At 43.3% G+C, this 23,266-nt stretch carries 23 protein-coding genes and 1 riboswitch; of the genes, 11 read left to right on the forward strand and 12 right to left on the reverse strand.

Going from position 1 to position 23,266, the window contains the following annotated elements:
• Positions 1 to 143: 143 nt before the first annotated feature.
• The 4 genes from TY49_RS10725 to pepT all read right to left on the reverse strand — a co-directional run bounded on the left by TY49_RS10725 (position 144) and on the right by pepT (position 5,331).
• On the reverse strand, positions 144 to 875 hold the full coding sequence (locus TY49_RS10725) for a LytR/AlgR family response regulator transcription factor (RefSeq protein ID WP_041965907.1): 732 nt from the start codon (positions 873 to 875) through the stop codon (positions 144 to 146).
• Positions 876 to 2,612, reverse strand: coding sequence for a sensor histidine kinase (locus TY49_RS10730; RefSeq protein WP_041965908.1), 1,737 nt, complete (start codon positions 2,610 to 2,612; stop codon positions 876 to 878).
• 445 nt (positions 2,613 to 3,057) lie between these two features.
• Complete coding sequence (liaG, locus tag TY49_RS10740; protein WP_041965910.1) at positions 3,058 to 3,921, reverse strand: LiaG family protein; 864 nt, start codon at positions 3,919 to 3,921, stop codon at positions 3,058 to 3,060.
• A 177-nt stretch (positions 3,922 to 4,098) separates the two neighbouring features.
• The gene (gene pepT, locus TY49_RS10745) at positions 4,099 to 5,331 is read right to left on the reverse strand and encodes a peptidase T (RefSeq protein ID WP_041965911.1); all 1,233 of its coding nucleotides are present in this window, start codon (positions 5,329 to 5,331) and stop codon (positions 4,099 to 4,101) included.
• A 123-nt stretch (positions 5,332 to 5,454) separates the two neighbouring features.
• Between pepT and TY49_RS24640 the strand changes: the two genes are divergently transcribed.
• The 7 genes from TY49_RS24640 to TY49_RS10770 all read left to right on the forward strand — a co-directional run bounded on the left by TY49_RS24640 (position 5,455) and on the right by TY49_RS10770 (position 9,493).
• On the forward strand, positions 5,455 to 5,595 hold the full coding sequence (locus TY49_RS24640; protein ID WP_156972663.1) for a DUF3951 domain-containing protein: 141 nt from the start codon (positions 5,455 to 5,457) through the stop codon (positions 5,593 to 5,595).
• Positions 5,585 to 5,740 (forward strand): hypothetical protein, encoded by a 156-nt coding sequence (locus tag TY49_RS24975; RefSeq protein ID WP_198135612.1) that lies wholly within the window; start codon positions 5,585 to 5,587, stop codon positions 5,738 to 5,740. Before TY49_RS24640 ends, TY49_RS24975 begins: the two co-directional genes overlap by 11 nt.
• 67 nt (positions 5,741 to 5,807) lie before the next feature.
• A riboswitch (TPP riboswitch) is annotated at positions 5,808 to 5,917 on the forward strand.
• A 71-nt stretch (positions 5,918 to 5,988) separates the two neighbouring features.
• Entirely contained in the window at positions 5,989 to 6,804 is an 816-nt protein-coding gene (gene thiM, locus TY49_RS10750) for a hydroxyethylthiazole kinase (RefSeq protein WP_041965912.1), read from the forward strand.
• 1 nt (position 6,805) lies between these two features.
• Positions 6,806 to 7,624, forward strand: coding sequence for a bifunctional hydroxymethylpyrimidine kinase/phosphomethylpyrimidine kinase (gene thiD / locus TY49_RS10755; protein WP_198135613.1), 819 nt, complete (start codon positions 6,806 to 6,808; stop codon positions 7,622 to 7,624).
• Positions 7,612 to 8,259, forward strand: coding sequence for a thiamine phosphate synthase (thiE, locus tag TY49_RS10760; RefSeq protein WP_041965914.1), 648 nt, complete (start codon positions 7,612 to 7,614; stop codon positions 8,257 to 8,259). The genes thiD and thiE overlap by 13 nt, the downstream gene beginning before the upstream one ends.
• A 12-nt stretch (positions 8,260 to 8,271) precedes the next feature.
• A complete protein-coding gene (thiW, locus tag TY49_RS10765) occupies positions 8,272 to 8,775 on the forward strand; it encodes an energy coupling factor transporter S component ThiW (protein WP_041965915.1) in 504 nt (167 codons plus the stop codon).
• Positions 8,776 to 8,878: 103 nt separating this feature from the next.
• A complete protein-coding gene (locus TY49_RS10770; protein ID WP_041965916.1) occupies positions 8,879 to 9,493 on the forward strand; it encodes an exonuclease domain-containing protein in 615 nt (204 codons plus the stop codon).
• A 35-nt stretch (positions 9,494 to 9,528) separates the two neighbouring features.
• Here the strand turns inward: TY49_RS10770 and trhA are convergent, their stop codons facing one another.
• Positions 9,529 to 10,176 (reverse strand): PAQR family membrane homeostasis protein TrhA, encoded by a 648-nt coding sequence (trhA, locus tag TY49_RS10775; RefSeq protein WP_041965917.1) that lies wholly within the window; start codon positions 10,174 to 10,176, stop codon positions 9,529 to 9,531.
• A gap of 301 nt (positions 10,177 to 10,477) precedes the next feature.
• Here trhA and TY49_RS10780 point away from each other — a divergent pair, with 301 nt between their 5' ends.
• Positions 10,478 to 11,062 carry a DUF1836 domain-containing protein gene (locus TY49_RS10780; RefSeq protein WP_041965918.1) on the forward strand — a complete coding sequence of 195 codons (585 nt, stop codon included), beginning with the start codon at positions 10,478 to 10,480 and terminating at the stop codon, positions 11,060 to 11,062.
• Between the two features lie 7 nt (positions 11,063 to 11,069).
• Positions 11,070 to 11,300, forward strand: coding sequence for a helix-turn-helix domain-containing protein (locus tag TY49_RS10785; protein ID WP_041965967.1), 231 nt, complete (start codon positions 11,070 to 11,072; stop codon positions 11,298 to 11,300).
• A 31-nt stretch (positions 11,301 to 11,331) separates the two neighbouring features.
• Here TY49_RS10785 and TY49_RS10790 read toward each other — a convergent pair whose 3' ends face one another.
• Together TY49_RS10790 and TY49_RS10795 are read right to left on the reverse strand one after the other, a co-directional pair.
• Complete coding sequence (locus TY49_RS10790; protein ID WP_041965919.1) at positions 11,332 to 12,993, reverse strand: PAS domain-containing sensor histidine kinase; 1,662 nt, start codon at positions 12,991 to 12,993, stop codon at positions 11,332 to 11,334.
• 165 nt (positions 12,994 to 13,158) lie between these two features.
• Positions 13,159 to 13,533, reverse strand: coding sequence for a hypothetical protein (locus TY49_RS10795; protein WP_041965920.1), 375 nt, complete (start codon positions 13,531 to 13,533; stop codon positions 13,159 to 13,161).
• Positions 13,534 to 13,695: 162 nt separating this feature from the next.
• On the opposite strand from TY49_RS10795, the gene TY49_RS10800 reads away from it, so the two are divergent.
• Positions 13,696 to 14,505 (forward strand): alpha/beta fold hydrolase, encoded by an 810-nt coding sequence (locus tag TY49_RS10800; RefSeq protein ID WP_041965921.1) that lies wholly within the window; start codon positions 13,696 to 13,698, stop codon positions 14,503 to 14,505.
• Positions 14,506 to 14,530: 25 nt separating this feature from the next.
• Here the strand turns inward: TY49_RS10800 and TY49_RS10805 are convergent, their stop codons facing one another.
• On the reverse strand, positions 14,531 to 15,475 hold the full coding sequence (locus TY49_RS10805) for a Gfo/Idh/MocA family protein (protein WP_041965922.1): 945 nt from the start codon (positions 15,473 to 15,475) through the stop codon (positions 14,531 to 14,533).
• A 184-nt stretch (positions 15,476 to 15,659) separates the two neighbouring features.
• Between TY49_RS10805 and TY49_RS10810 the strand changes: the two genes are divergently transcribed.
• A complete protein-coding gene (locus tag TY49_RS10810; RefSeq protein WP_041965923.1) occupies positions 15,660 to 18,077 on the forward strand; it encodes an immune inhibitor A domain-containing protein in 2,418 nt (805 codons plus the stop codon).
• 46 nt (positions 18,078 to 18,123) lie between these two features.
• On the opposite strand, the gene TY49_RS10815 is transcribed toward TY49_RS10810, so the two are convergent.
• The 4 genes from TY49_RS10815 to TY49_RS10830 form a co-directional block, all read right to left on the reverse strand.
• Positions 18,124 to 18,474 carry a hypothetical protein gene (locus TY49_RS10815; protein ID WP_041965924.1) on the reverse strand — a complete coding sequence of 117 codons (351 nt, stop codon included), beginning with the start codon at positions 18,472 to 18,474 and terminating at the stop codon, positions 18,124 to 18,126.
• Between the two features lie 90 nt (positions 18,475 to 18,564).
• A complete protein-coding gene (locus TY49_RS10820) occupies positions 18,565 to 19,062 on the reverse strand; it encodes a GNAT family N-acetyltransferase (protein ID WP_041965925.1) in 498 nt (165 codons plus the stop codon).
• Positions 19,063 to 19,730: 668 nt separating this feature from the next.
• Entirely contained in the window at positions 19,731 to 21,389 is a 1,659-nt protein-coding gene (locus TY49_RS10825; protein ID WP_041965926.1) for a glutamine--tRNA ligase/YqeY domain fusion protein, read from the reverse strand.
• 150 nt (positions 21,390 to 21,539) lie between these two features.
• Positions 21,540 to 23,192 carry a M20/M25/M40 family metallo-hydrolase gene (locus TY49_RS10830; protein WP_041965927.1) on the reverse strand — a complete coding sequence of 551 codons (1,653 nt, stop codon included), beginning with the start codon at positions 23,190 to 23,192 and terminating at the stop codon, positions 21,540 to 21,542.
• Between the last annotated feature and the right edge of the window lie 74 nt (positions 23,193 to 23,266).

Raw genomic sequence — 23,266 nt, forward strand, 5'->3', positions numbered from 1 at the left:
TATAATGTATGCGTTTTCATTAAGTATAATAGAGAAGGAGGAATTATGGCTGTTTTGTGAACAAGATGCAGGAAAATGAGCCTGAAGCGCAAAAAATGTCGATTAAAATGCAAAAAAGCATCCTTAAGATGCTTTAAGAGAAGTTATAATTCTAGCTTTGTCCTCAATGCTTTTACATAATTCCGGCTGACTGACAGCATTTCATCCCGTCCTTCGATTTCCAGTTGATAGGCTCCATTGAACCAAGGAGTAAGCCGGGTAACATAATCGAGATTCACAATATAGCTTTTATGAATGCGGAAAAAAGAGTATGGCGTAAGCCTTGTTTCAAGATCCTTCAAAGGAATTCTTGTTTCGTATTCTCTTGCTTTCGTGACGATTTTAGAGTATTTTTCTTCTCTCGATATATAAAGGATATCCTTCGGGTCGAGGTAGAAGATTTCTCCGTCTCCTTCAACGGCAAGCTTGCCAGTTTGCTTGCCCGACTCTTGTTCGGCGGGCATTAGGAAATGTTTCTCAATCCTGTTGACTGTCTCCAGCAGCTGATTCTCATCATAGGGTTTAAGCAGGTAATCAACTGCCTCATATCTAAAAGCCTCGACAGCAAATTGCGGATAAGCAGTGGCGAACACAATTAGTGGTGTTTTCTTTAATTCCATCATCGCTTTCGCTGCTTCCATTCCATTCATTTTTGGCATTTCGACATCAAGGAAGACGACATCCGGATGGAGTTGCAGGGCCTTCATGACCGCAACTTCACCTGATTCAGCTTCCCCGACAACCTGGATGGAAGGGAAGGATTGCAATAAGTGCCTCAGCTCATCCCTGCTGTATAATTCATCATCAACGATTAGAGTACGTATCATCTTGTCCATCTATAACTCCTCCGCTTGTGGAATCGTAAAAGAAATCTTTGTGCCTCTTCCAGGCTCGCTATCAATCCGCAATGAGGCATCTTCCCCAAAATTCATCGTAAGCCTTCTGTTCACATTGAAAAGAGCGATCCCGCTGCCTGTTTCAGAATCAATTATTTGTTTGCCTAACTGATTGATCCGTTCCTTACTCATTCCCTGTCCATTATCCCTCACCGTTACTAGCGTGCTTTTATCTACTTTATGAATCTTTATATGGATTTGGCAGTCATGATCCATATTCTTGATTCCATGTTTTACAGCGTTTTCTACAATTGGCTGCAGCGTCAGAGGCGGAATTTTTACAGGCAAAGCATCATCCTCAATATCATAGGTAACCTTCAGTTTTTCTACAAACCGGGCCTCTTCAATAGATAGATAGGCTTTAACATGGGCCAATTCCTGCTCAAGCGTTGTCATCGATACTGTCGTCGCGGTCAGGTTCTGACGCAGGAAATGGGAGAGAGAGACAAGCAGCTTCCTAGCTTTTGCAGGATCAATCCTGATCAGCGAGGTGATGACATTCATTGTATTGAAAAGGAAATGAGGGCTGATTTGTGCCTGCAGTGCCTTTACCTCTGCTTCCTTGGCAAGCTGATAGGCTTTTTCGGCTTCGGCAATTTCAAGCTGGTTGCTAAGAAGATTGCTAAGGCCGGAAATCAGCTCAATAACGACATTGGTGATTTCTTTTTCAGATTTAAAATAAAACTTCAGTGTGCCAATCGTTTCGTCGCGAAGTTTTAAAGGAGCGATCACCGCAGCGCCAAGAGGGCAGCTTTGCTCGCGGCAGTGGATCGTTTCATCATTGGCGACGACAAGTTTGCCGCTTTTCAGTACATCCCTCGTAATCTGCGTCTGAATTGGACTTGTTGAGCGATGATGATCATCCGCAAGACCGATATGTGCCAAGATTTCAGTTTGGTTTGTGATTGCGACCGCACTAGTCTGCACTTCGTTGTGCAAAATCTGGCAGACTGCCCTGGCTGAATCCTGATTGATGCCCTTGCGCAAGTATGCGAGTGTCTGGTCGGCGATTCGCAGTGTTTTTTGCGCAAGCATCGCTCCAGTCTTTTCTTCCTCGGAAACCACATTTTTTATCACCATCAAAAATAAAGCAGACCCAAGGCCATTTGCGATAATCATTGGAACACCGATAATTTCGACGAGTGTTTGGGCTTGATCATAAGGTTTCGCAATCAAAAGGATAATCAGCATCTGCACCGTTTCCGCAATCGCCCCAACTAGAAAGGCTGTACTCAGATTGACATTGTTTTTCTTCTTCTGAAAGCGGCCGGCAATGATTCCGGCAACTATGGCCGCAAGTCCGCAGGCAAGAGCAGTGAACCCGCCGAGTGTGAAGCGATGCAGACCTGCTATGAGCCCGGCACCAATTCCGACCTTATAGCCTCCAAGCATACCGGCAATCACAATCCCGATAACCCGGGAATTGGCAATCGCTTCATCCGATGCCAGGTCAGCAGCCCAGGGGTTGAACTGCAGATTATCAGTTGAGAAGCTCATGCCAGAATATGTACCGATAATCCCGAAAAAACCAAAGAATACAATTGCAAAATATTGCTGTCGCCTGTTCAGGGAATCATGGTAAATCAACCCCCGGAAGAAGCGGAACCTTGTTAAAATAAAGGCAATCGTCACAATGATGCCAAGCCGTTCCAGCATCGTAATGAGTAATTCGAACATAACCGTACTCCTCAGGAAGTATTTGCATTCATTTTAAATGAAAGGTTGAGAAAAACAAAGATAATAAGCTGCGCTGTTGGAGTTTTACATAAAAAGAAGCCTGGCATGCTTGTACAAGTGGGAAATCCTACTATTAGTATGACATTAGAGTTGGATTGGTACTTTTTTAAGGAATAAATGATAATTTTAGGGGAGGAACTTGAAATTTCTACTGAAAAATGCAATCCCATTAGAGTTTTTTCAGTTCAAGTAATTGATATTGTGGATTTTGTAAAAGGGTATTGTCAACTTATTGGCGAAAATCTAATTTTATTGGCGAAGTTCACAACTTTATTGGCGAAAATCCCCTTTTATTGGCGAAAATCCCCTTTTATTGGCGAAAATAAAAATTTATTGGCGAACTGGAAATTTCGTGCGTTTTTTTCCAGTTCGCCAATATGAGTGGCTAGAATATTTCAATATCGCCGCTCGATACATCAGCGTTGATTTCGTATTTCCCGCTTCCATGTTTGCCGCTAAGGCGGTTATCGGATGCTTCTTTGTTTTCAAGCGGGAATTGACTCGATATGTCACCGCTGCTTATTTTTCCGTTCAACGTAAAATCAGCATCATCTGGCAAATCCAGCTCGATATCACCTGAGCTTACATTTAAGTTAACGTCATCTGTCAAACGTTTCATCTGAATTTCCAGCTCACCCGATGAAACATCTGCCTTAAGCTTCCCTGAATAGTTTTTGACATGGACGCTTCCGGAGCTGACTTCAAATGAACCAGACTCCGCTACAACTGTGTTAAATTCGGCTTCTCCTGATGAACTTTGGTGTTCAAGTGATTCTACATCCAGATTCTCCAAAACCATGCTTCCTGATCCGATTTCAATCGCAAGATTCTTTAACTTCATCGGAGAGTGGATCGAATCTCCTTTGAATACAACTTCACCTGAGCCGAGCTTGATTTGCATATTCTTTTCATAGTCTTCAGGTATATAAACTGTCAGAGACGTTTTATCCATCTCAAACCAGTTGAACCAGAAGAAGCCTTTGCGTTTAACAGCAACCTCAATCTCATCGCCATGTTTATCAACTTTTACCGTACCTTTGCCCTTTAGCTCGGCACGAACATCATCCCGGTCTTCTGCCACAATCATCGTCTCGACACTGGAGATATCAATCGAGATATTTTCTGTTTGACTAGTCACCTTCACCGCGTTTTCCGCCTTTGCAAAGTTAACTCCGCTGCCATCAAACATATAATTCCAAACGATGTAAGCCCCTGTAATCAACAGGAATATAACCAAAATCCGTTTCATTTTAAAAATCTCCTCTCAATCTCATTCTATATTCAGAATAAGGCAAAACATTCTTCTCCCCAATGAACCTCCGCTTTAAATCTCGATAGGACCTGAGGCGGATTTTGAGTTAAGTCGCTCATGAAAAAAAGCCAGATTCCGTTCAAAGTCTGGAATCTGGCTTCTTGTTGTTATTAATTAGGCTTTCGCTTCATAAAGTTTTGCAATCTCTACAATGGTTTCAACGGATTTCACCATGTTATCCACAGAAACATATTCGAACCTTCCATGGAAATTCTCTCCGCCTGTAAAAATATTTGGTGTAGGCAATCCCATATAGCTGAGCTGCGAGCCATCTGTGCCGCCGCGGATCGGTTTGACGATTGGTTTGATCCCTAGGTTTTCCATGGCCTCGTAAGCGATGTCGACAATTTGTTTTACTGGCTCGATTTTATCCTTCATGTTGTAATATTGATCGTTCATTTCAAGCTCGACCCGGGTCTCGCCGTATGTCAGTTTCAATTCATTGGTGATTTTCTGTATTAAATCTTTCCGATTCTGGAAGCTGTCACGGTCAAAGTCGCGGATGATATAGTGCAGTGTCGTTTCCTCGACATCGCCTTCAATGGAGCTGAGGTGGAAGAAGCCTTCATATCCGTCCGTATGCTCAGGTGTTTCTTCAGCTGGCAGCTTGCTGTTGAACTCCATCGCGATTTTCGCCGAGTTGACCATTTTTCCTTTCGCCGTGCCAGGGTGGACGTTTTTGCCTTTAAAAGTCACTTTTGCGCTTGCTGCATTAAAGCTTTCATACTCCAGTTCGCCAAGCGGTCCACCGTCAATGGTATAAGCGAACTTCGCATTGAATGCTCTAACATCGAACTTATGCGGCCCTCTGCCAATTTCCTCATCTGGTGTGAACGCGACACGAATCTTGCCATGTTTGATTTCCGGGTGCTTGATCAAATAAGCCATCGCTGTCATGATTTCTGCGATTCCAGCCTTGTTGTCCGCGCCGAGCAGAGTAGTGCCGTCAGTCGTAATCAATGTGTGGCCCTTATACTGGGGCAGCTCAGGGAAATCGGCAGGCGAAAGGATGATATTCTGTTCCTTATTCAGGATGATTTGATTTCCATCGAAGTTTTCCACAATCTGCGGATTGACATTTTTGCCGGTAAAATCAGTTGCTGTATCGACGTGGGCAAGGAATCCGATTGTTGGAACCTCTTTATCGGTATTGGCAGGAAGTGTCGCCATCACATAGCCGTTCCCGTCAATCGTCACTTCTTCCATTCCAATCGTTTTTAACTCCTCAACAAGCATGTTGGCAAGAGTCAACTGGCCTTCTGTCGATGGCGTGGTTTCGCTGTTTTCATTAGACTGGGTGTCCACTTTCACATATGAAGTGAATCTTTCAATGAGCTCGTTCTTCATTCCGTTTCATCTCCCATCCGTATGTATGTTTTCATATTAGCATAGAACATCAGAAACGCCATTTTATAGGAATCTCAAAATTCAATTTTTAAGGTATAATGGAAAAAAGGAGGATGGGAGTTTATGGGATATATATTTACGGCTATTGTCCTGTCTGCAGTGTTCTATTCGATCTATAAAATAATCACAACCGGAAAAATGCCGAGCAACAACTATACTCCATTTGATGATATTACTGAGGGGAAAAAGCCAAATGATGATTGATATAGGAGTAATTATTGTTCTGATGCTGTCGCTCTGGTCCATCACGATCACACTGCAAAAATTGGCTGACAGAATCATGAAAAAACAGGAGCAGCAATATGAGCTGCTCAAAGAGATTAAAGATTTGCTAAAAAACGAAAAATAGCAGAATAGAATGTTATCTCTTTACATAAATAAAAGTTAAGGTTAGGATGAAAATAATTGAATATTGAATTTACTACTAGGGGTGCCTTATTACGGGCTGAGAGAAAGACGTTAAGTCTTTTAACCCTTCGGACCTGATCTGGGTAATACCAGCGTAGGAAAGTAGTGTGAGAGACGTTTTCTTACTTTGCTTCTATGCCAGGTCCAATTATGGATCTGGCTTTTTTATTTTTCTAAGGAGGGAACAGGATGGAAAAGAAAGAGATTGCTATACTGCTGGACAGAGTCCGCAGGGAGAACCCGCTTGTACATAATATCACCAACGTGGTGGTCACCAATTTCACCGCCAATGGATTGCTGGCTATCGGGGCGTCCTCTGTAATGGCCTATGCTCAAGAGGAGGTTGCCGAAATGGCGAGGATCGCCGGGAGTGTTGTTCTCAATATCGGAACGCTGAGGCCAGAAGTCGTAGAGTCAATGTTGATTGCCGGCAAAGCGGCGAACGAGCAGGGAGTACCGGTTATCCTGGACCCAGTGGGTGCGGGCGCGACACAGTATCGTACCGAGACAGCTAGGATGTTGATGGAAGAATTGGAGATTGCGATGATGAGAGGAAATGCATCAGAGATTGCCAATGTTGCCGGGGAGAATTGGAGTATACGTGGAGTGGATGCAGGTGAATCCAGTGGGGATGTGTTCGAGCTTGCTGTTTCAGCCGCAAAAAAATTGAAGACAGTTGTTGTCCTTACTGGTAAAGACGACATTATTACAGACGGACACACTGCATTTATTGTCCATAATGGGCACCCAATGCTAACAAAAGTGACGGGCACCGGCTGTTTGCTGACTTCCGTAATAGGCGCCTTCACTGCTGTTGAAAAAAATATGATCAAAGCCGCAACAGCAGCAGTAACCATCTATGGAGTGGCAGCGGAAATTGTTGCTGACAATTGTGCCAGTCAGGGTCCGGGAAGCTTTCAAATAGAATTCTTAAACCAGTTATACCTGATTGGCGGAAACGATCTGATTGAGAAAATGTCTTTTACTCGAAAGGAGGTAGATTGATATGAAAAGAGCAATGACAATTGCGGGCTCAGACAGCGGCGGCGGTGCTGGTATCCAGGCAGATCTGAAAACCTTCCAGGAGCTGAAGGTGTTTGGGATGTCTGCTCTGACTGCTGTAACGGCGCAAAATACGCTTGGGGTCCAGGCAGTCTTTCCCATGGAGGTAGAAGCGGTCGCCGAGCAAATTCAATCTGTCGGAGAAGATATAGGGGTAGATGCTTTGAAAACTGGAATGCTTTTCAACGCTGAAATCATTGAGACTGTTGCTGAGAAAATAAAGTATTTCGCCTGGGAAAAGGTCGTTGTCGATCCGGTCATGATTGCCAAAGGTGGAGCATCACTGCTCCAGCAGGAAGCTGTTTCTGCCCTGAAAGATCATTTGCTTCCACTTTGCCTCGTGGTCACACCCAATATTCCCGAAGCAGAAGTGCTGACCGGGATGACTATTCTCAGTCACGATGACAAGAAGGAAGCGGCCAGGCGCATCCATGCCCTTGGAGCAAAAAATGTCGTGATTAAAGGCGGTCATGATCTAAATACAAATGAGTCTGTTGATCTCCTTTTTAATGGTGCAGACTTTGAGTTCTTCTCTGTTCCGAGAATTGAAACGAAGAACACACACGGTACTGGCTGCACTTTTTCCGCCGCGATCACCGCACAGCTTGCGAAGGGATTGACAGTATATGACGCGGTATCCGTGGCGAAGGAGTTCATCCACGCTGCCATTGGAAACTCACTGAATATTGGCCAAGGCCACGGCCCAACAAACCATTGGGCCTTTAACAGGGAGAAGGGAAGGCTAGCAACATGGCACGGATAAATCCAGAGAAACTGAAAAGCTTGCTCAAGGTTTATTTTATCGCAGGCAGCACGAATTGCTTGGAGGATCCTTGTATAGTGCTTGAAGAGGCGATTCGCGGGGGCATCACTCTTTTTCAGTATCGTGAAAAAGGGAGTAACTGCCTTGATGGGACGGAAAAGCTAGTGCTGGGAAGGGAGCTGCAAAGAATCTGCAAGAATAACGGCATACCGTTCATTGTGAACGATGATATCGAAATGGCCCTTGAACTTGATGCGGACGGCGTCCATATTGGCCAGGAGGATGAGGATGCACAGGAGGTCCGCAAAAAAATCGGTGACAAGATTCTGGGAGTATCGGTGCATTGTGTAAAAGAGGTAGAAAAGGCAAAGCTTGCAGGTGCGGATTATTTTGGCGTTGGCCCGATTTTTCCGACAGAAACAAAGAAGGATACAAGAGCTGTTCAGGGAACGGCACTTATCGAGGAGTTAAAAGATTTTGAGATTCCGATTGTCGGTATCGGTGGAATTACCGCTGATAATGCTTCGCTCGTGATGGAAGCCGGAGCCGATGGAGTTTCAGTGATTACGGCGATCAGCCATGCAGATGACGTCTGGGAAGCAGCCGACAGATTGAGAAGGAAAATTTATAACTAAACGGAGGTTGAAATGAGAAACACACAAAAGCTTACACTTACTGCGATGATGGTAGCCATCGGTACATTGACCAGCCATATGTTGTTTATCCCGCTTGGTATTGTGAAGGTGTTTCCTGTACAGCATTTCATCAATATATTGTCTGCCGTTTTGCTCGGGCCCTATTACGCTTTAGCCCAGGCCATTGGCATTTCACTGCTGAGGAATTTGTTCGGGACTGGATCTGTCTTTGCCTTTCCGGGAAGCATGATTGGTGCTCTCCTGGCTGCCTATTTATATCAAAAAACGAAGAAAATAGGATTCGCTTTTGCCGGGGAGGTAGTTGGAACCGGAATTATCGGTGCCATTGCAAGCTATCCAATCGCGGTGCTTCTCCTTGGCAATGAGGCAGCTGTGTTTGGGTTCATTCCTGCGTTCCTGGCGAGCTCATTGGCTGGAGCGACATTGGGTTTTGTTCTTTTGAAAATTTTTCTGAAGAATGCTGGTGGAAGTATCGAGATGACCAGCAAGCTTTAATTTGGAAATAGTTTCTTGCGTATGTCTTTAGCTGGAAATAGGTGAATTCCTGCTATATGATTATAAATAGAATCATATATTCCAGCTGAAAAGGGTGACATTTTTGAACAAAGAGAACAAGCTTGGATTGGTAGTGGACGTTGAGACAACTGGACTTGGTCCAGATTCAGATGAAATCATAGAACTGGCTGTTAAGCTATTTTCCTTTCACGAGGAATCAGGAGAAATAATCGACATTCTTGATGAAGATTCTTATTTACGGGAGCCGCTGTCTACAACCGCCCAAAGGAATTATGACAGAGCATACCGGATTCATGGGATTTCTTATGACATGGTTCGTGGAAAGACATTTTACGATGAGAAGATCATCGATTATTTTAATCAGACCGATGCGATTTTTGCCCATAATGCTTCTTTCGATAGAAGTTTCTTATTCAGGATGTATCCAGAGGTCAACGAGATGAAATGGTATTGCACGATGAAGAATGTTCAATGGAAGAACCACGGCTTCCCTAACAGCAAGCTGCTGACTTTACTTCAGGCTCATAACATTTCGAAATTCCAGACGCACCGCGCGATGGATGACATTACATATTTGACGGAACTGCTGAAGCAGCAAAACCCAAATGGCGATTTTTATTTGAAAGAAGTACTGGATTACGGTCCGATGCGAAAGTACCAGCCTGCCCAAAAACAAAGAAGAAGAATGTTCTATTAGAAAAGGTGCCTGTTTTTTCAGGCACCTTTTCTATTTTATAGGACATATAGATAAACGCTCAGGAAATGGGAAAGGCTTCCGAGCATGATAAAAATATGGAAAATCTCATGGAAACCGAGATGCTTGGAACGAAGGAAATCAGGTTTCAACGCATAAATGACGCCGCCGATCGTGTACATGATGCCTCCGGCAACCAGCCAGAATATACCGGCAGGATTTAAGACAGATGAGAGGGGAGAGACGACGAAAATAACCATCCAGCCCATGACAATATAGATAGAGGTAGACAGCCATCTTGGACTCCTGAACCAAATCATCTTAAAGAGGATTCCGCACAAAGCAGCGAATGTAATGATGCCGAACAAGGTCCAGCCTGTGAATCCATTAAGGCTTATCAGGCAAAACGGTGTATAGGTTCCGGCAATCAATACGAAAATCATGGAATGGTCGATTTTTCTAAGGAAGGCGATCACGCTATCTTTGCTGATGACCATATGATAGGTCGCAGATGCAGTATAAAGAAGGATCATGCTGATGCCGAAAATGGTGACAGAAGTAATTGCCAGCGCTGAGCCGGTGGTAAGCGAAGCTTTGATGACGAGCGCTAGCAGGCCTGCAAAGGATAATAATGCACCGGCAAGATGAGTCAGGCCATTAATTGGTTCGCGGATGTAGCTGTTCATTTTTTAACCTCCATATCACTTTACGTAGTATTAATAACTACTTATAATAATATACTCATAACGATACATAGTCAATGTTTACGATTGTGTTTTTTTGCATTATAATAAAATAAGGCTCTTTTCTCAAGCTTGGTCGCTATTGACTACAAAATAGGATTGAATGATCTATGTTTCTTCGCAAAGTTGACTCTTTTTATGAGAAAAGAGCAAGCAAACTTAATACCGACCTACAAAACGGCTTTAGGATTTTAACAACAATCTTTACGAAAACAGCCTAAAATAAAAACATGAGGGATTACTATTGAATAATCTAGAACAGCTGCTGGCTGAGCTTAAACTTGAAAATAATATCGCACTGGAAGACATCCCTGAAATCGACTTGTACATGGACCAGGTGATCCAGCTATTCGAAAAGAATTTTGGAAGCTCGACACGGAATGAGGATGAAAAAGTCCTGACGAAAACAATGATCAACAATTACGCAAAGGGGAAGTTGTTCTTCCCTATAAAAAATAAAAAGTATTCGAAGGAGCACCTGATCCTGATCAGTTTGATCTATCAGCTGAAAGGCGGCTTGTCGATCCAGGATATCAAGCAGACACTTGAAGGGATCGACAAGAAGACTGAGACAGGTGATCTTCCGCTTGGCCACTTTTATCAAAGTTATTTGAAGCTTTATGAGAAAAATGTTGAAATCTTCAGCGAGGATGTCCTAAAAACGGAACAAGATGTTAAACAGGAAGTGAAGAGGCTGGAAGCAGATGAACCTGAGGAACTCGAAACGGTATTATTGATTGCTTCACTTATTAATATAAGTAATTTTTATAGAAGGACAGCAGAAAAACTGGTTGACAGGCTTGCAGCTGAAAATAAGAAAAAGGACTGAATTCAAGGTGTATTTGACAGTAAAAGAAGCAGCAGAATATTTATCGATCCCGGAATCGAAAGTAGAAAAGATGATTTTTCAACGGAAAATAAGGGCCATTCACGATGGCGACCATTATTTGATATACAAAGATCAATTCAACACGCATATGAAACAGATGCAGAAATATAAGATACTTGTTGAGGAAATCATGAATGAACCGGTGCCTGAGGATATTGACATTAAAGATGAGGATTAAAAAACGCGAAAGGACTGATCCTTTCGCGTTTTTAGTTCACAGATGTTTCGACTCTTTTCATTTTATCCGCGTGCTTGATCGGCAATTGGACGATTACGTCTGTACCTTTATCAGGCTCGCTTCTGAACTTGATTGTGCCATTATGGGATTGAACAATTTTAAAGCTGACAGTCATTCCGAGTCCGGTACCTTTTTCTTTGGAAGAATAAAAAGGTTCTCCAATTCTTTCGAGGAGCTCTTTTGATATTCCTACACCCTGGTCCTTAACCACAACTGTAACATTGTTATCAAAGCTCTCGAGTGTGATGTTGACGACATCCCCCGCTGAAGATGCTTCAATTGCATTCTTTAAAATGTTGATGAACAACTGCTTCAGCTGATTCGGTTCGCATTCAATCATGACAGGCTCGCTTTGTACCTGAAACTCGATTTGGATATTATGCAGGCTCGCTTCTGATTTTAAAAGTGAAATGACATCATGTAAAATAACCTGCAGATCTGCTTCTGAGTATTTAATTTGCTGCGGCTTGGCCAATAATAGCAATTCGCTGACGATATGGTTGATCCTGTTCAGTTCATCAATCATGATCTGGTAGTATAGCTGATGCTTCTCATCCTCCATCTGCAATAGCTGGACAAGTCCCTTTAAAGATGTAAGAGGATTGCGGATTTCATGGGCTACGCTCGCTGATAGCTCACCGACTACAGACAGCTTGTCCGTTCTTCGCAAACGCTCCTCAGTTTGGCGAAGTTCCGTAACGTCCCTGGAGTTGCAGATTATTCCCGCGATTTTATCATTCACAATAATCGGCAGGGAAGTGCTCTGAAAAATGAGTGGCTTACCGTTTTTTTGCAGTAATTCCAGTTCAAACATTTGTGGGCAGTGATTTTCCACCACATTGGCAACCTTATCTAAAACAATCTGACTGTGGGAATCCGGAATTAAATCTGCAAGGTTTTTTCCGATATACTCGTCCTTGCTATAACCAGTGATTCTTTCAAACTGTGGATTAAGATTTGTGATCGTCCCATTCAAGTCGAGCATCGAAACAATATCAGGACTATACTCAAATAATGACCGGTATTGCTGCCTGCTCTCTTCAAGGAGAGTTTCAACGTATTTTCGTTCAGTAATATCCCGGCCCATTATGACAAGACCTTGCCGGCTTCCATCATCATTGAAAAGCGGAACTTTAATCGTATCAAACGTCTTGGTTGTTCCGTCCGGCTGGGGAAGCACTTCCTCGACACGGATGATTCCGCCTGCCTTCCATGCTTCTTCATCGGATATCTCGCAATATCTTAATGCATCGCCGAAATAATTGCTATATTCCGCAAGCTCCGAGTCTTTCTTTCCTCTATAGTCAACATGTTCAATATCAAACAGTTTTAAACCAAAATCATTGGCTTGAATCCATCGGCCTTCTCCATCTTTGAAATTGACGAAATCGACCATTGAATTGATCAGTGTGGACAGTCGCTCTTCTTCTTCTTTTGAAGCACTCAATTCTTCCATCTTCGAGATGAAAAAATAGAAAAACCATCCTGCTAACAAAACATAAAGAACTTCCTTAGTATGTTCGATAATGGCAACAAAGTCTGAAGGAGCGTATAAATTCAGCAGGTAATTTGTTCCGAAAATCCAGGCAATGCTCAGTATGAAAAAGATCAGGACATATTGCTTTTTTTTCATCTCTTGACTCCTAAAGTAAGCATTCAGCTTACGCAATTTAAATAAGTGTTACTTTTCTATAGTAGCACAATTCATTCAATTAAAATTAAGATTATTTTTAATTTATCTTCTCTATTATTTGGAAAAATATACAAAGGACCGAATTAGATCGGTCCTGTTTTCTCATTAAAAATCTCCATCAGAGGCCTGGAACGGAATATTTAAACGATTTTCAACTGTCCGGAGTCTCTGGTTCAATCGATTTAACCGGCGCGTGTGTCGTTCGTCGTTTTGATTTAAGCGGGTAACCTCATTATTAAGACGTCCAATTTCCCTGTTAAGCCGTGTAATCTCCCTGTTTTGTCGGCCAATCTCTTTATTCTGTCTATCCAGCTCTGTTTTTTGAACCTGGATTTGCCGTTCAAGCTGATTGACCCGCCGTTCAAGAGCCGGCTGCCTTGCGTGATCATGTGATTCCTGCTGTTGCGTGTAATAGTTGAAATCGTAATGAGTATAAGGGTCAAATTGATGCGGACTGTAAGCATAGTGATTCGGATACATACGGGCACACTCCTTATTTTAAAAAAGTCCGCCAGGGTGGCGGTAAATTCTATATAGGGTATGTAGGTGTACGCGGAGAGTGAAGGGCAGTTGCCTAAAGAAGGAAAAAACTGGTGAAGCGGCGAAAGGGATAAACAGGTCAAGGTCAGAGGAGATGAAACTATGGATTGTAAAGTAAGAAAGGGCAATATTCACTATGAAGTCACCGGGGAAGGTTTTCCCTTGCTCATCCTTCATGCTATGGGTACAGACCACCGTTCGATGAAAGGCTGGCTTGAACCTGTTTTTAATGAAGTTGAAGGTTTCCAAAGAGTATATATTGATTTACCTGCCCATGGGCTGAGTGATATTGATGATAATGTGAAATCAACGGATGACTTACTAGGAAATCTATTGGACTTTATTGATGATAAATTTGGGGAAAAAGAGTTTTCACTTATTGGCGCTTCCTTTGGCGGATATTTAGCACAAGGTATTCTCCATAAGAAAAGAGGACAGGTAAAAGGGATTTGCCTTTTGGCTCCAGCGCTGCATGTAAAAGAAAGGAATCTGCCAGAACGAATTGTTTTAGAGAAGGATGAAGAGCTGCTTTCAAATCTTGATCCTGATATCCAAACCGCATTTGAAACTCTATTCATCCACCAAAATGACGCAACATTCGGGGCCTTCATGAAAGAAATCCAGCCCGGCAGGCTTTTGGCCAACCGTGAGTTTCTTGCTTCAGATTGGAAGGCCAAACGCTATTACCTGACAGATGCACCTTTTCAAGATGTTGAAACCCTCCCACAATCAGCGTTGTTTATCCTTGGGAAGCAGGATTATATTTGCGGATATAAAGACCATTTCTTTTTCTTGGATAAGCTCCCGAATTCTACAATGGCTGTATTGGATCGTGCAGGCCATATGCTCCATGTTGAAAAGCGTGAACTTGTCCAGGCTATATTTGGGGATTGGCTGACAAGCAGTCATTAAAAAAGAGAGCGCAAATATTGCGCTCTCATCCCTTTCGGAGTTGTTCCAATATAACCTGAGCCTCATAACCAGAGGTGAAATCAATGATCGTCGCTTCTTCACCTTTGATTGCTTTTACAAGATTATCAACCAATGAATCTGACAAGTTTCCATCAGCCTCCAAAGGAAGAATCTCCTCGCCAAGCTTGCCGCCAGCGAGTTGCCCCCAGTTTAGGAGTGATAATGTCCCTTTATCTCCATAGGCTGTGAACGCAATTTCCTCCTTGCCGGCAATTTGGCTCATGCCATCAATAAATACTGGAGTACCATCAGCAAGCTTCAAGATTGCAAGGATCGCACTTTCACTGGCGTGCGGGTCTTCAGGGAATTGAATCTGAACATCTTTCACCTCTACTGATCCAAAAATCTTTTGTAGCTGCTGGATGAAATGGACACCAACCTCAAGGACATAGCCACCCTGTTCCTTGCTCGCAACCCATGCATTCTGCTGCCATGGGCGCGGCCATTCTGGGAAATGCATCTTCAATTGAACCCTTCTAAGCTTGCCGACATAGTTCTCCTTGATTAATTTTGCAAAAGTCTTGCTGCCGGCACTATAGTTCAGCGGAAAATTCATCGCATGGACGACACCCGCATCCTGTGCCTGTTTTAAAAGACTTTCAGCCTCTTCAACTGAGTTAGCCAACGGTTTTTCACATAAAATATGTATCCCTTTCGCGAGAACATCTGATGCAACGGCATGGTGGAATTTAGGGGGTACAGCGACATAAACAAGATCCATTTGGGTCTTCTCAAGCATTTCTTGATGGTTCGTAAATGCCGGAATCCCGCCAAGTTCGGCTGCCGTTTCCTTCGCTCTAGTTTCCATCGCGTCACAAATAGCCGCAATCTCCATCTCCGGGTGGTCCTGAAAACCTCTTATCAAACGCTGGCCAATCGCACCCAGGCCAATCACTCCAACTTTTATCATAGGGAACCTCCAAGTTTCATAGTTCTTTCTTTTCATTATACAAATTATTGTGAGAATTAGTTTGAATAAAAATTATGGCGTTTTAAAATAAGGTCTTTAGGACTATGGATGTTTAAATTTTTAGATATTTTGGAATATTGTAATAATTATTTTAGGTAATTAAAATTATAGTGTAATAGACTAAATGACAGGAAGGGGTAAGGAATTGAAAAAGAAATTAGGCCTTAAGGTCCTATCGAGCATTACGATGACAGCAATGCTTGCAAGCACTCTATCATTTGCATCATCAGGACCAGCACCAGTTAATGCAGTTGAAAAAGCAAGTATTCAGTCCCAGGGTGGAGCACCAATAGATTTAGGCATCGCAAACGATGAGAGATTAATAGAAATGCTTAAGAAGAACGGCACTATTGCAAAGAACGCAACACCGGCAGAAGCGGAGAAAGCATTGCAAAAGTATTTGCAGAGTAAGGCAGCTGGGGCTTCAAAAGAGCCTGGAGAGTTACATAAACATGAAAAGGAATTAGGCAGCACGTTAAACGAAAAGCTCGCTTCGACCGGACTTGTTAATGGAAAAGGAAATAAAAGCGGGCAGACGAAGGGTACTACTGTTAATCCAGTACAGGAAGAAACCTGGAATGGGGGTCAGCGTAAGGATAATGTTCTTGTCTTGTTGATTGAATATCCAGATTTCCCCGCAACGAACATTCAGCCTGGAGAAACAGATATGTATTATGAAGAATACGTAAAAGAGCATTATACAGATATGATCTTCGGCGAAAACGGATATAAGGGTCCAAATGGGGAGACTTTACTCTCCGTTAAGCAGTTCTATGAACAGCAATCCGGCGGAAGCTATACGATAGAAGGTCAGGTAGCCGGATGGTACAAGGCTTCTCAGCCAGCAGCCTACTACGGTGGAAATAATGCAAGTGACAATGACAGTAATGCAAGAGCTCTTGTAAAAGAGGCACTCTATGCTGCAGCTACAGACAGATCAGTTGATTTGAACAATTATGATCAGGAAGATCGTTACGACCTTGATGGGGACGGAAACTACCGCGAGCCAGATGGTCTGATTGATCACCTGATGGTTGTTCACTCTTCAGTTGGTGAAGAAGCGGGTGGAGGTCAATTAGGTGCAGATGCAATCTGGTCACACCGGTGGAATCTTGGTGGTGTAACGACTTTGCCACGTACAAAAACGAAGGTTCCATACTGGGGTGGAAAGCTAGCTGCTTATGATTATACAATCGAACCGGCTGATGGAGCAGCAGGAGTATTTGCACATGAATACGGCCACGACCTTGGACTTCCTGATGAATATGACACTATCTACAGCGGTGCTGGAGAAGCGGTATCTTACTGGTCCATTATGTCAAGCGGCAGCTGGGCAGGTAAAGTTGCGGGCACAGAGCCAACTGGCTTTAGTCCATATGCACGAGAATTTCTGCACGCATCCATGCCGGGCAGTAACTGGTTGACTGGGTCCACAATCCATTCTGATGATGTTACGAACTCAGGTAAGGAAGTATTGATTGACCAAGCTAACTCTAAAGGAACGAATAATGATGCTGTTAAAGTTGATTTGCCTGATAAGGTCAATCTGATTAACACACCTGCAGCAGGTTCATGGGAATTCTACGGCGGCAAAGGTGATGAAATTGATCACCAGATGGTAACTGAAATTGATTTGAGCAATGCTTCTGAAGCAACTTTGGAATATGATGCATGGTATGATATCGAATCAAATTGGGATTATGCAATGGTGCAAGTCTCAACTGACGGTGGCTTAACTTGGAAGTCACTGTCAACATCAAATACAAATTCTGACTTAGTATCAGATGGGTACCCAGCCATCAAGGAGAATCTGCCAGGTTACACAGGGGCAAGTGATGGTTGGATTCATGAATCAATTGATTTAAGTGAGTATGCAGGACAAAGCATTCAGCTTCAATTCCGTTATATGACAGACTGGGGTACTGCCCTAAATGGTTTCTTTGTTGACAATGTAAAGGTGACTGCCGATGGTGCCGAGTTATTGAACGACGGTGCCGAAGGAGAATCAGTCTTTGATTTACAGCATGGCTTTGAAAAGCATGAGGGGAAAACGTCAACTAAGCACTACTACTTGTTAGAGTGGAGATCTCATAACGGTGTCGATGAAGGTTTGAAGAACATCCGCCGCGGTGCAAGCTTGATGAGTTATGATTCAGGACTGGTTGTATGGTACGTTGACAATGGTTATGACAATAACTGGACAGGAGTACATCCAGGAGATGGATACCTTGGAGTGGTAGACGCTGACCAAACAATCAATAGGTGGAGTAATGGCGAGGTTGGATCAACTCGTTACCAGATTCATGACGCAGCATTCAACCAAGGAAAGACTGAAGAGATGTATCTTGATTATTCAAGTATACTGGGAATTACGATGAAAGATAACGCCACTCAAAGAACCCCAGTCTTTGACGATAGCGCAAGTTATATTTCTCCTGTATTGCCAGACGCGGGACGAAATGTACCGACATACGGGCTTAAGTTCCGTGTACTTGGCCAAAGCACTGACGGTACAGTTGGTAAAGTATTGATTTCTAAATAAAAATGTAGAAACGCTGCCGGTTTTTTCGGCAGCGTTTTGCTTTTTTCTAATCAACATCCGGCTGGAACCCGATTAACTTCGCTTTTTTATCAGCTTTTGGATCTGAATCCGGGAAGGTGATCACAGAGGCGATATAATCCCAGCGCAGGAACATGTGAGTGATGCAGGTTTCCTCTACCTGGTCTTCGGCGGGTATGGCGGTTCCATCTTCCTTCTGGACTGGAGTCCGCTTATAGCAAGGATTTTCAACCCATATTCCCATATTCTCCGCATGTACTATTTTTACCAGATACCATTCATCTGGCTGGTAGATTCCCGTAATATCCCCAATCATGCTTTCGGGAAAATTCTTCAGTTTAATTTGCACCTTTTGGTTAACATAAGCGTCTAAAAACATGGACAATCTCCTTTCCTGAAAAGACTCATCTTATACCTACTTCCTTTTTCAGCAAAAAATAAACATGAAAAAAAGGCCAATTAAGGCCTTTTATAAGAATAGCACCATCAAATCTTCGTCATGATAGGTTCCGTCGATCACCATCGCTTTTTTATCTACTCCATAAGTTTCGAAGCCAAGAGAAGAGTAAAGCTTTTTGGCTGGCTCATTGCTGGCATTCACCGTCAGGTAAATCTGCTCAATACTAGTTAATTCAGAAGCCTGTTGAATGGCCATCTTCATTAAAAGCCTTCCAGTGCCGTGACCACGCTGTGAAGGAGTCACGTACATGGCAAAAATATTAGCACGGTGCCTTATTTTAACTTTCCCTTCAGGAACAAGGGTAACAACACCAACAAGTTGCCCCTCGTTGAATGCTCCGAAAGTGTATGTGAATTTACTATCTAGCCTTTGACCGTAATCCGATGCTTCATAATACATCTCATCCTCATAACTTGAGCTGAATGCCTCAGGGTTCTTAAGTAAAGCTTCATGACGCAGGACCCGATATCCCTCAGCATCCCCGCCATTTAATCGTCGAATTTCCATTATGCTCACCTCTGTAAAAATAGTTGCTATATAAAGTTCTAGATTAAAAGCAGATTATCCTTTTAAAAAGAGAATTTGTGATTTAGGCAGAGAAAGGAATAGTTGTTATTGTGACAGATTTGGGGGCGATTACGGAAAAGCTGTCAAGAAAAAGCCGTTATTGTGACAGGTTTGGAGGCGGACACATTAAAGCTGTCAAGAAAAGGTCGTTATTGTGACAGGTTTGGGGACGAACACGGAAAAGCTGTCAAGAAAAAGCCGTTATTATGACAAGTTTGGGAGTAACACGGAAAAGCTGTCAAGAAAAAGCCGTTATTGTGACAGGTTTGGGGGTGAACACGGAAAAGCTGTTAAGAAAAAGCAGTTATTGTGACAGGTTTGGGGGTGAACATGGAAAAGCTGTCAAGAAAAAGCCGTTATTGTGACAGGTTTGAGGGCGAGCATGGAAAAGCTGTCAAGAAAAAGTCGTTATTGTGACAGGTTAGGGGGCGAACACGGAAAAGCTGTCAAGAAAAAGAAGGAAGTTCGGACAGGTTAGCAGGCATAAGGAGTTTATCTGTCCGAATGCAAGTACATGCACAAAAACATCACTCAACCCGAACTCAGTACCAAACAAAAACCTCCCCGGATCTAACTCACACCCGGGGAGGTTACTATTCCAAACTATATTAAAGCTTAAACGAGCTCTTCAGCGACACAATGCGGTTGAAGACTTTCTTGTCTTCTGTAGTATGCTTTGGATCGACGTTGAAGTAGCCGTGGCGGAAGAACTGGTATTTGTCCTGCGGCTCGGCGTCATTCATGTTTGGCTCGATGAAGCCGTTCACGATTTCAAGGGATTTTTCATTCACATAATCAAGGAATGATTTGTTGTCTGCTTCTTCAGCTTCTTCTTCTTCGCTGTCCAAAATCAACGGCTCATACAGGCGGAATTCTGCTGGAAGTGCATGTGTTGCGTCTACCCAGTGAAGTGTTCCTTTTACCTTGCGGCCAGTGAAGCCAGATCCGCTCTTTGTTTCTACATCATAGGTGCAGCGAAGCTCAACTACTTCGCCATTCTCATCTTTAATCACTTCTTCACACTTGATAAAATAAGCATGCTTCAAGCGGACTTCATTACCAGGGAAGAGGCGGAAGTATTTTGCTGGAGGATTTTCCATGAAATCATCCTGCTCAACATAAATCTCACGGGAGAATGGAATTTTCCTAGTTCCCATTTCCGGATTTTCCGGGTTGATATCGGCATCAAGCCATTCGACTTCGCCTTCCGGATAGTTTGTGATGACGACTTTCAATGGACGAAGCACGCCCATTGTACGAGGAGCCTTCAGCTTAAGGTCTTCACGGACAAAGTGTTCGAGCATTTGTGCGTCAACTGTTGAGTATCCTTTGGAAACTCCAGCCGCTTTTACAAATTCACGGATAGCTTCTGGTGTGAAGCCGCGTCTTCTTAAGCCGGAGATTGTCGGCAGGCGAGGGTCATCCCAGCCATCGACATATTTTTCCTCGACAAGCTGCTTCAGTTTGCGCTTGCTCATTACCGTATTTGTCAGATTCAGGCGGCCAAATTCAATTTGCTGTGGTGTTGCTTCCATTTCGCACTCACGAACAACCCAGTCATAAAGCGGACGCTGGTCTTCGAACTCGGTTGTGCACAAGCTGTGGGTAACACCCTCAAGCGCGTCCTCGATTGGATGGGCAAAAGCGTACATTGGATAGATGCACCACTTGTCGCCTGTGTTATGGTGTGTTGCATGGGAAATTCGGTAGATGACCGGGTCACGCAAGTTGATGTTCGGTGATGACATATCAATCTTTGCACGCAATACCTTTTCACCATTGGCGAAATCTCCATTACGCATCTTTTCAAACAGCTCAAGATTCTCCTCAACAGAACGGTTGCGGTACGGACTATCCTTGCCAGGCTCGGAAAGGGTGCCGCGGTATTCACGGATTTCATCTGCTGATAAATCATCCACATATGCGAGTCCTTTTTTTATCAACAGGACAGCACGATCATACATTTCATCGAAGTAGTCAGATGCAAAGAACAAGCCTTCCCATTCATAGCCTAGCCATTCGACATCTTCCTTGATGGCATCGACGAATTCCTGGTCTTCCTTCAATGGGTTCGTGTCGTCAAAGCGGAGATTTGTTTTGCCGCCGAATTCATCTGCAAGGTCAAAGTTGATGACGATGGATTTTGCGTGACCGATATGTAGGTATCCGTTTGGTTCTGGAGGGAATCGAGTCACGACTTTATCGCGCTTGCCACTCTCCAAATCTTCCTTTATGATCGTTTTTATAAAATTAGAGTTTTCTTCCAATTGAAATCAGCCTTTCCTTTGTTCAGTCTCATTATCTTTATTTTAATGATTACTATAATATATTTCCACTGAACTATATAGTAATAAGAAAAAAGCGGAAAAACAAGTAGTGAAATATCAAAAAGGTGCCTTAAAAAAGGCACCTGCAGATTATTTGGCTAAAACATTCCGAATGACTTCGTAAGTAAGGTTCGGAACTATCTTAACAGAGTAGTCTATTTCCATTCGTTCATATCGTTTATGGGCGTCCAACCCGTAAGGTCCGATGTTAATGACTGGCACATTTAGTTCGCGGATTTCCTGGTAGTCCACGAAAAATTTCGTTCCCCAGCTTGGATTGTTCCGGGATGCGAAGTCCAAAGCTTCATCATCATCACTCAAAGCGACAAAACTCATGTCAGATATATAAGGAAAGAAACTGCGGACAACGATTGGCTCATCATAGCCCGGCTGTACCGTTTTGACAGCGTTGTCTAAAGCGTCAATCAGATTTCGCTCATCCTCAGTTTCACCAGTCACTTCAATCCTTGGCGAGTAGAGGGAAGAGTAAAAGATAATGATTGCCGGACTCTGGTCGGGCATCCATTTCCAGGCCTCTTCGACCACTCTAGCTGCGTACATCCTCAGGTCCAGGCTGGCATCGAGAAGGAGATCATCCTTGAATTCCACCATGTGGGCAGTGTAATCAGTGCCATGGGCCTTGATGAGTTCAGCTTCCATGTCTTCATAAGTCATTACCCTCGGCTTCCATTGAATCTCCCTGCCTGGCTCACCGCTGATTTTGCAAAAATGCTGATATCGTTCCTCGTACAGCTTCAATGCTTTTTCAAAAGCAATATGAGCTTGCTCCTTCAATTTTTCCAAAACATCCTTTGGCGTCCAGGAGTGAATGAAGAAGTTGTAATAAACATAAGCAGCCAGAGCCGTTTGCACAGTATAGTTAGGCTTCAGGTCCATCTGCTTCAGGGAAACCGGCGGAATCGTCGTCTCGCCGAATGCCTCATTGCACAGGTCAGGATTATAGTCGATTTGTCTCGTCAATTCTGCAGCGATCAGATTCGGATCCAGGCCTTCGAAAGCGGAACCGACATGCGTTTCAGAGCCTGTAATGTAAAAAGAAGGGAGCAGCTTTCCGACAGTTCCTTTATAGATATAACGATTCTTATCTCCTGTAAACCGGGGTGAGACAAAGTCGCTATTGACTGCAGCGACATATTCAAAGTTGTGCTTTTCTTTCCAGGCGTTCAGGTCTTTGACGGCAGAGAGGATTCCATACGAACTGTCCTCTTCATCACACTCCGTTAAAAAAACAAGATTGCCATCGAGCTCCTCTGGGTGTTCAGAAAAGTATTTCAGGAGATAGAGGTTGGAAGCGACGCCGCTCTTCATATCAAGCACCCCGCGGCCAAACATCCATTCACCTGATTGCGCATGTTCATTTACAAGCGGTGGCAGATTCTCTTTTTTTAGCTCAACAAGCAGTTGGTCCGGATCAAATGCCAAATCAGCCAGTTGTGTAAAATCATCGATTCCTACTGTATCAAAATGTCCCATCAGAATGACAGTACGGTTGCTGTTTCCTTTTGTGCCTTTTACAAAAGCCATGACATTGTACCGTTCGAGTACATCATTCTGGGTTTGCGGTTTGATGACGTGTGACGGATTCTCTATAAAATAAGGAAACGATGAAATCATCGTATAAAGTGCCTGGGCAATCTCGTTCTCTCCATTTGTGTTGACAATGCTTCCGATGTTCACAAGCTGCTTCGTATAAAATAAAACCTCATCCCTGCAATCAAGCATCCAAAGCATCTCCTTTCCGAATATTCAGGTTTTTGATTCAAACGTAACTCATATTAGTGGGAAATACAAGAGAT

The organism is Mesobacillus selenatarsenatis SF-1, from assembly GCF_000813125.1.
Lineage (GTDB): Bacteria > Bacillota > Bacilli > Bacillales > Cytobacillaceae > Mesobacillus > Mesobacillus selenatarsenatis.

Coding starts and splice junctions, on each gene's coding strand:
- TY49_RS10725 (WP_041965907.1), bottom strand. CDS start 875: ATGGACAAGATGATACGTACTCTAATCGTTGATGATGAATTATACAGC.
- TY49_RS10730 (WP_041965908.1), bottom strand. CDS start 2,612: ATGTTCGAATTACTCATTACGATGCTGGAACGGCTTGGCATCATTGTG.
- liaG (WP_041965910.1), bottom strand. CDS start 3,921: ATGAAACGGATTTTGGTTATATTCCTGTTGATTACAGGGGCTTACATC.
- pepT (WP_041965911.1), bottom strand. CDS start 5,331: ATGAAGAACGAGCTCATTGAAAGATTCACTTCATATGTGAAAGTGGAC.
- TY49_RS24640 (WP_156972663.1), top strand. CDS start 5,455: ATGGGATATATATTTACGGCTATTGTCCTGTCTGCAGTGTTCTATTCG.
- TY49_RS24975 (WP_198135612.1), top strand. CDS start 5,585: ATGATGATTGATATAGGAGTAATTATTGTTCTGATGCTGTCGCTCTGG.
- thiM (WP_041965912.1), top strand. CDS start 5,989: ATGGAAAAGAAAGAGATTGCTATACTGCTGGACAGAGTCCGCAGGGAG.
- thiD (WP_198135613.1), top strand. CDS start 6,806: ATGAAAAGAGCAATGACAATTGCGGGCTCAGACAGCGGCGGCGGTGCT.
- thiE (WP_041965914.1), top strand. CDS start 7,612: ATGGCACGGATAAATCCAGAGAAACTGAAAAGCTTGCTCAAGGTTTAT.
- thiW (WP_041965915.1), top strand. CDS start 8,272: ATGAGAAACACACAAAAGCTTACACTTACTGCGATGATGGTAGCCATC.
- trhA (WP_041965917.1), bottom strand. CDS start 10,176: ATGAACAGCTACATCCGCGAACCAATTAATGGCCTGACTCATCTTGCC.
- TY49_RS10790 (WP_041965919.1), bottom strand. CDS start 12,993: ATGAAAAAAAAGCAATATGTCCTGATCTTTTTCATACTGAGCATTGCC.
- TY49_RS10795 (WP_041965920.1), bottom strand. CDS start 13,533: ATGTATCCGAATCACTATGCTTACAGTCCGCATCAATTTGACCCTTAT.
- TY49_RS10800 (WP_041965921.1), top strand. CDS start 13,696: ATGGATTGTAAAGTAAGAAAGGGCAATATTCACTATGAAGTCACCGGG.
- TY49_RS10805 (WP_041965922.1), bottom strand. CDS start 15,475: ATGATAAAAGTTGGAGTGATTGGCCTGGGTGCGATTGGCCAGCGTTTG.
- TY49_RS10810 (WP_041965923.1), top strand. CDS start 15,660: ATGACAGGAAGGGGTAAGGAATTGAAAAAGAAATTAGGCCTTAAGGTC.
- TY49_RS10815 (WP_041965924.1), bottom strand. CDS start 18,474: ATGTTTTTAGACGCTTATGTTAACCAAAAGGTGCAAATTAAACTGAAG.
- TY49_RS10820 (WP_041965925.1), bottom strand. CDS start 19,062: ATGGAAATTCGACGATTAAATGGCGGGGATGCTGAGGGATATCGGGTC.
- TY49_RS10830 (WP_041965927.1), bottom strand. CDS start 23,192: ATGCTTGATTGCAGGGATGAGGTTTTATTTTATACGAAGCAGCTTGTG.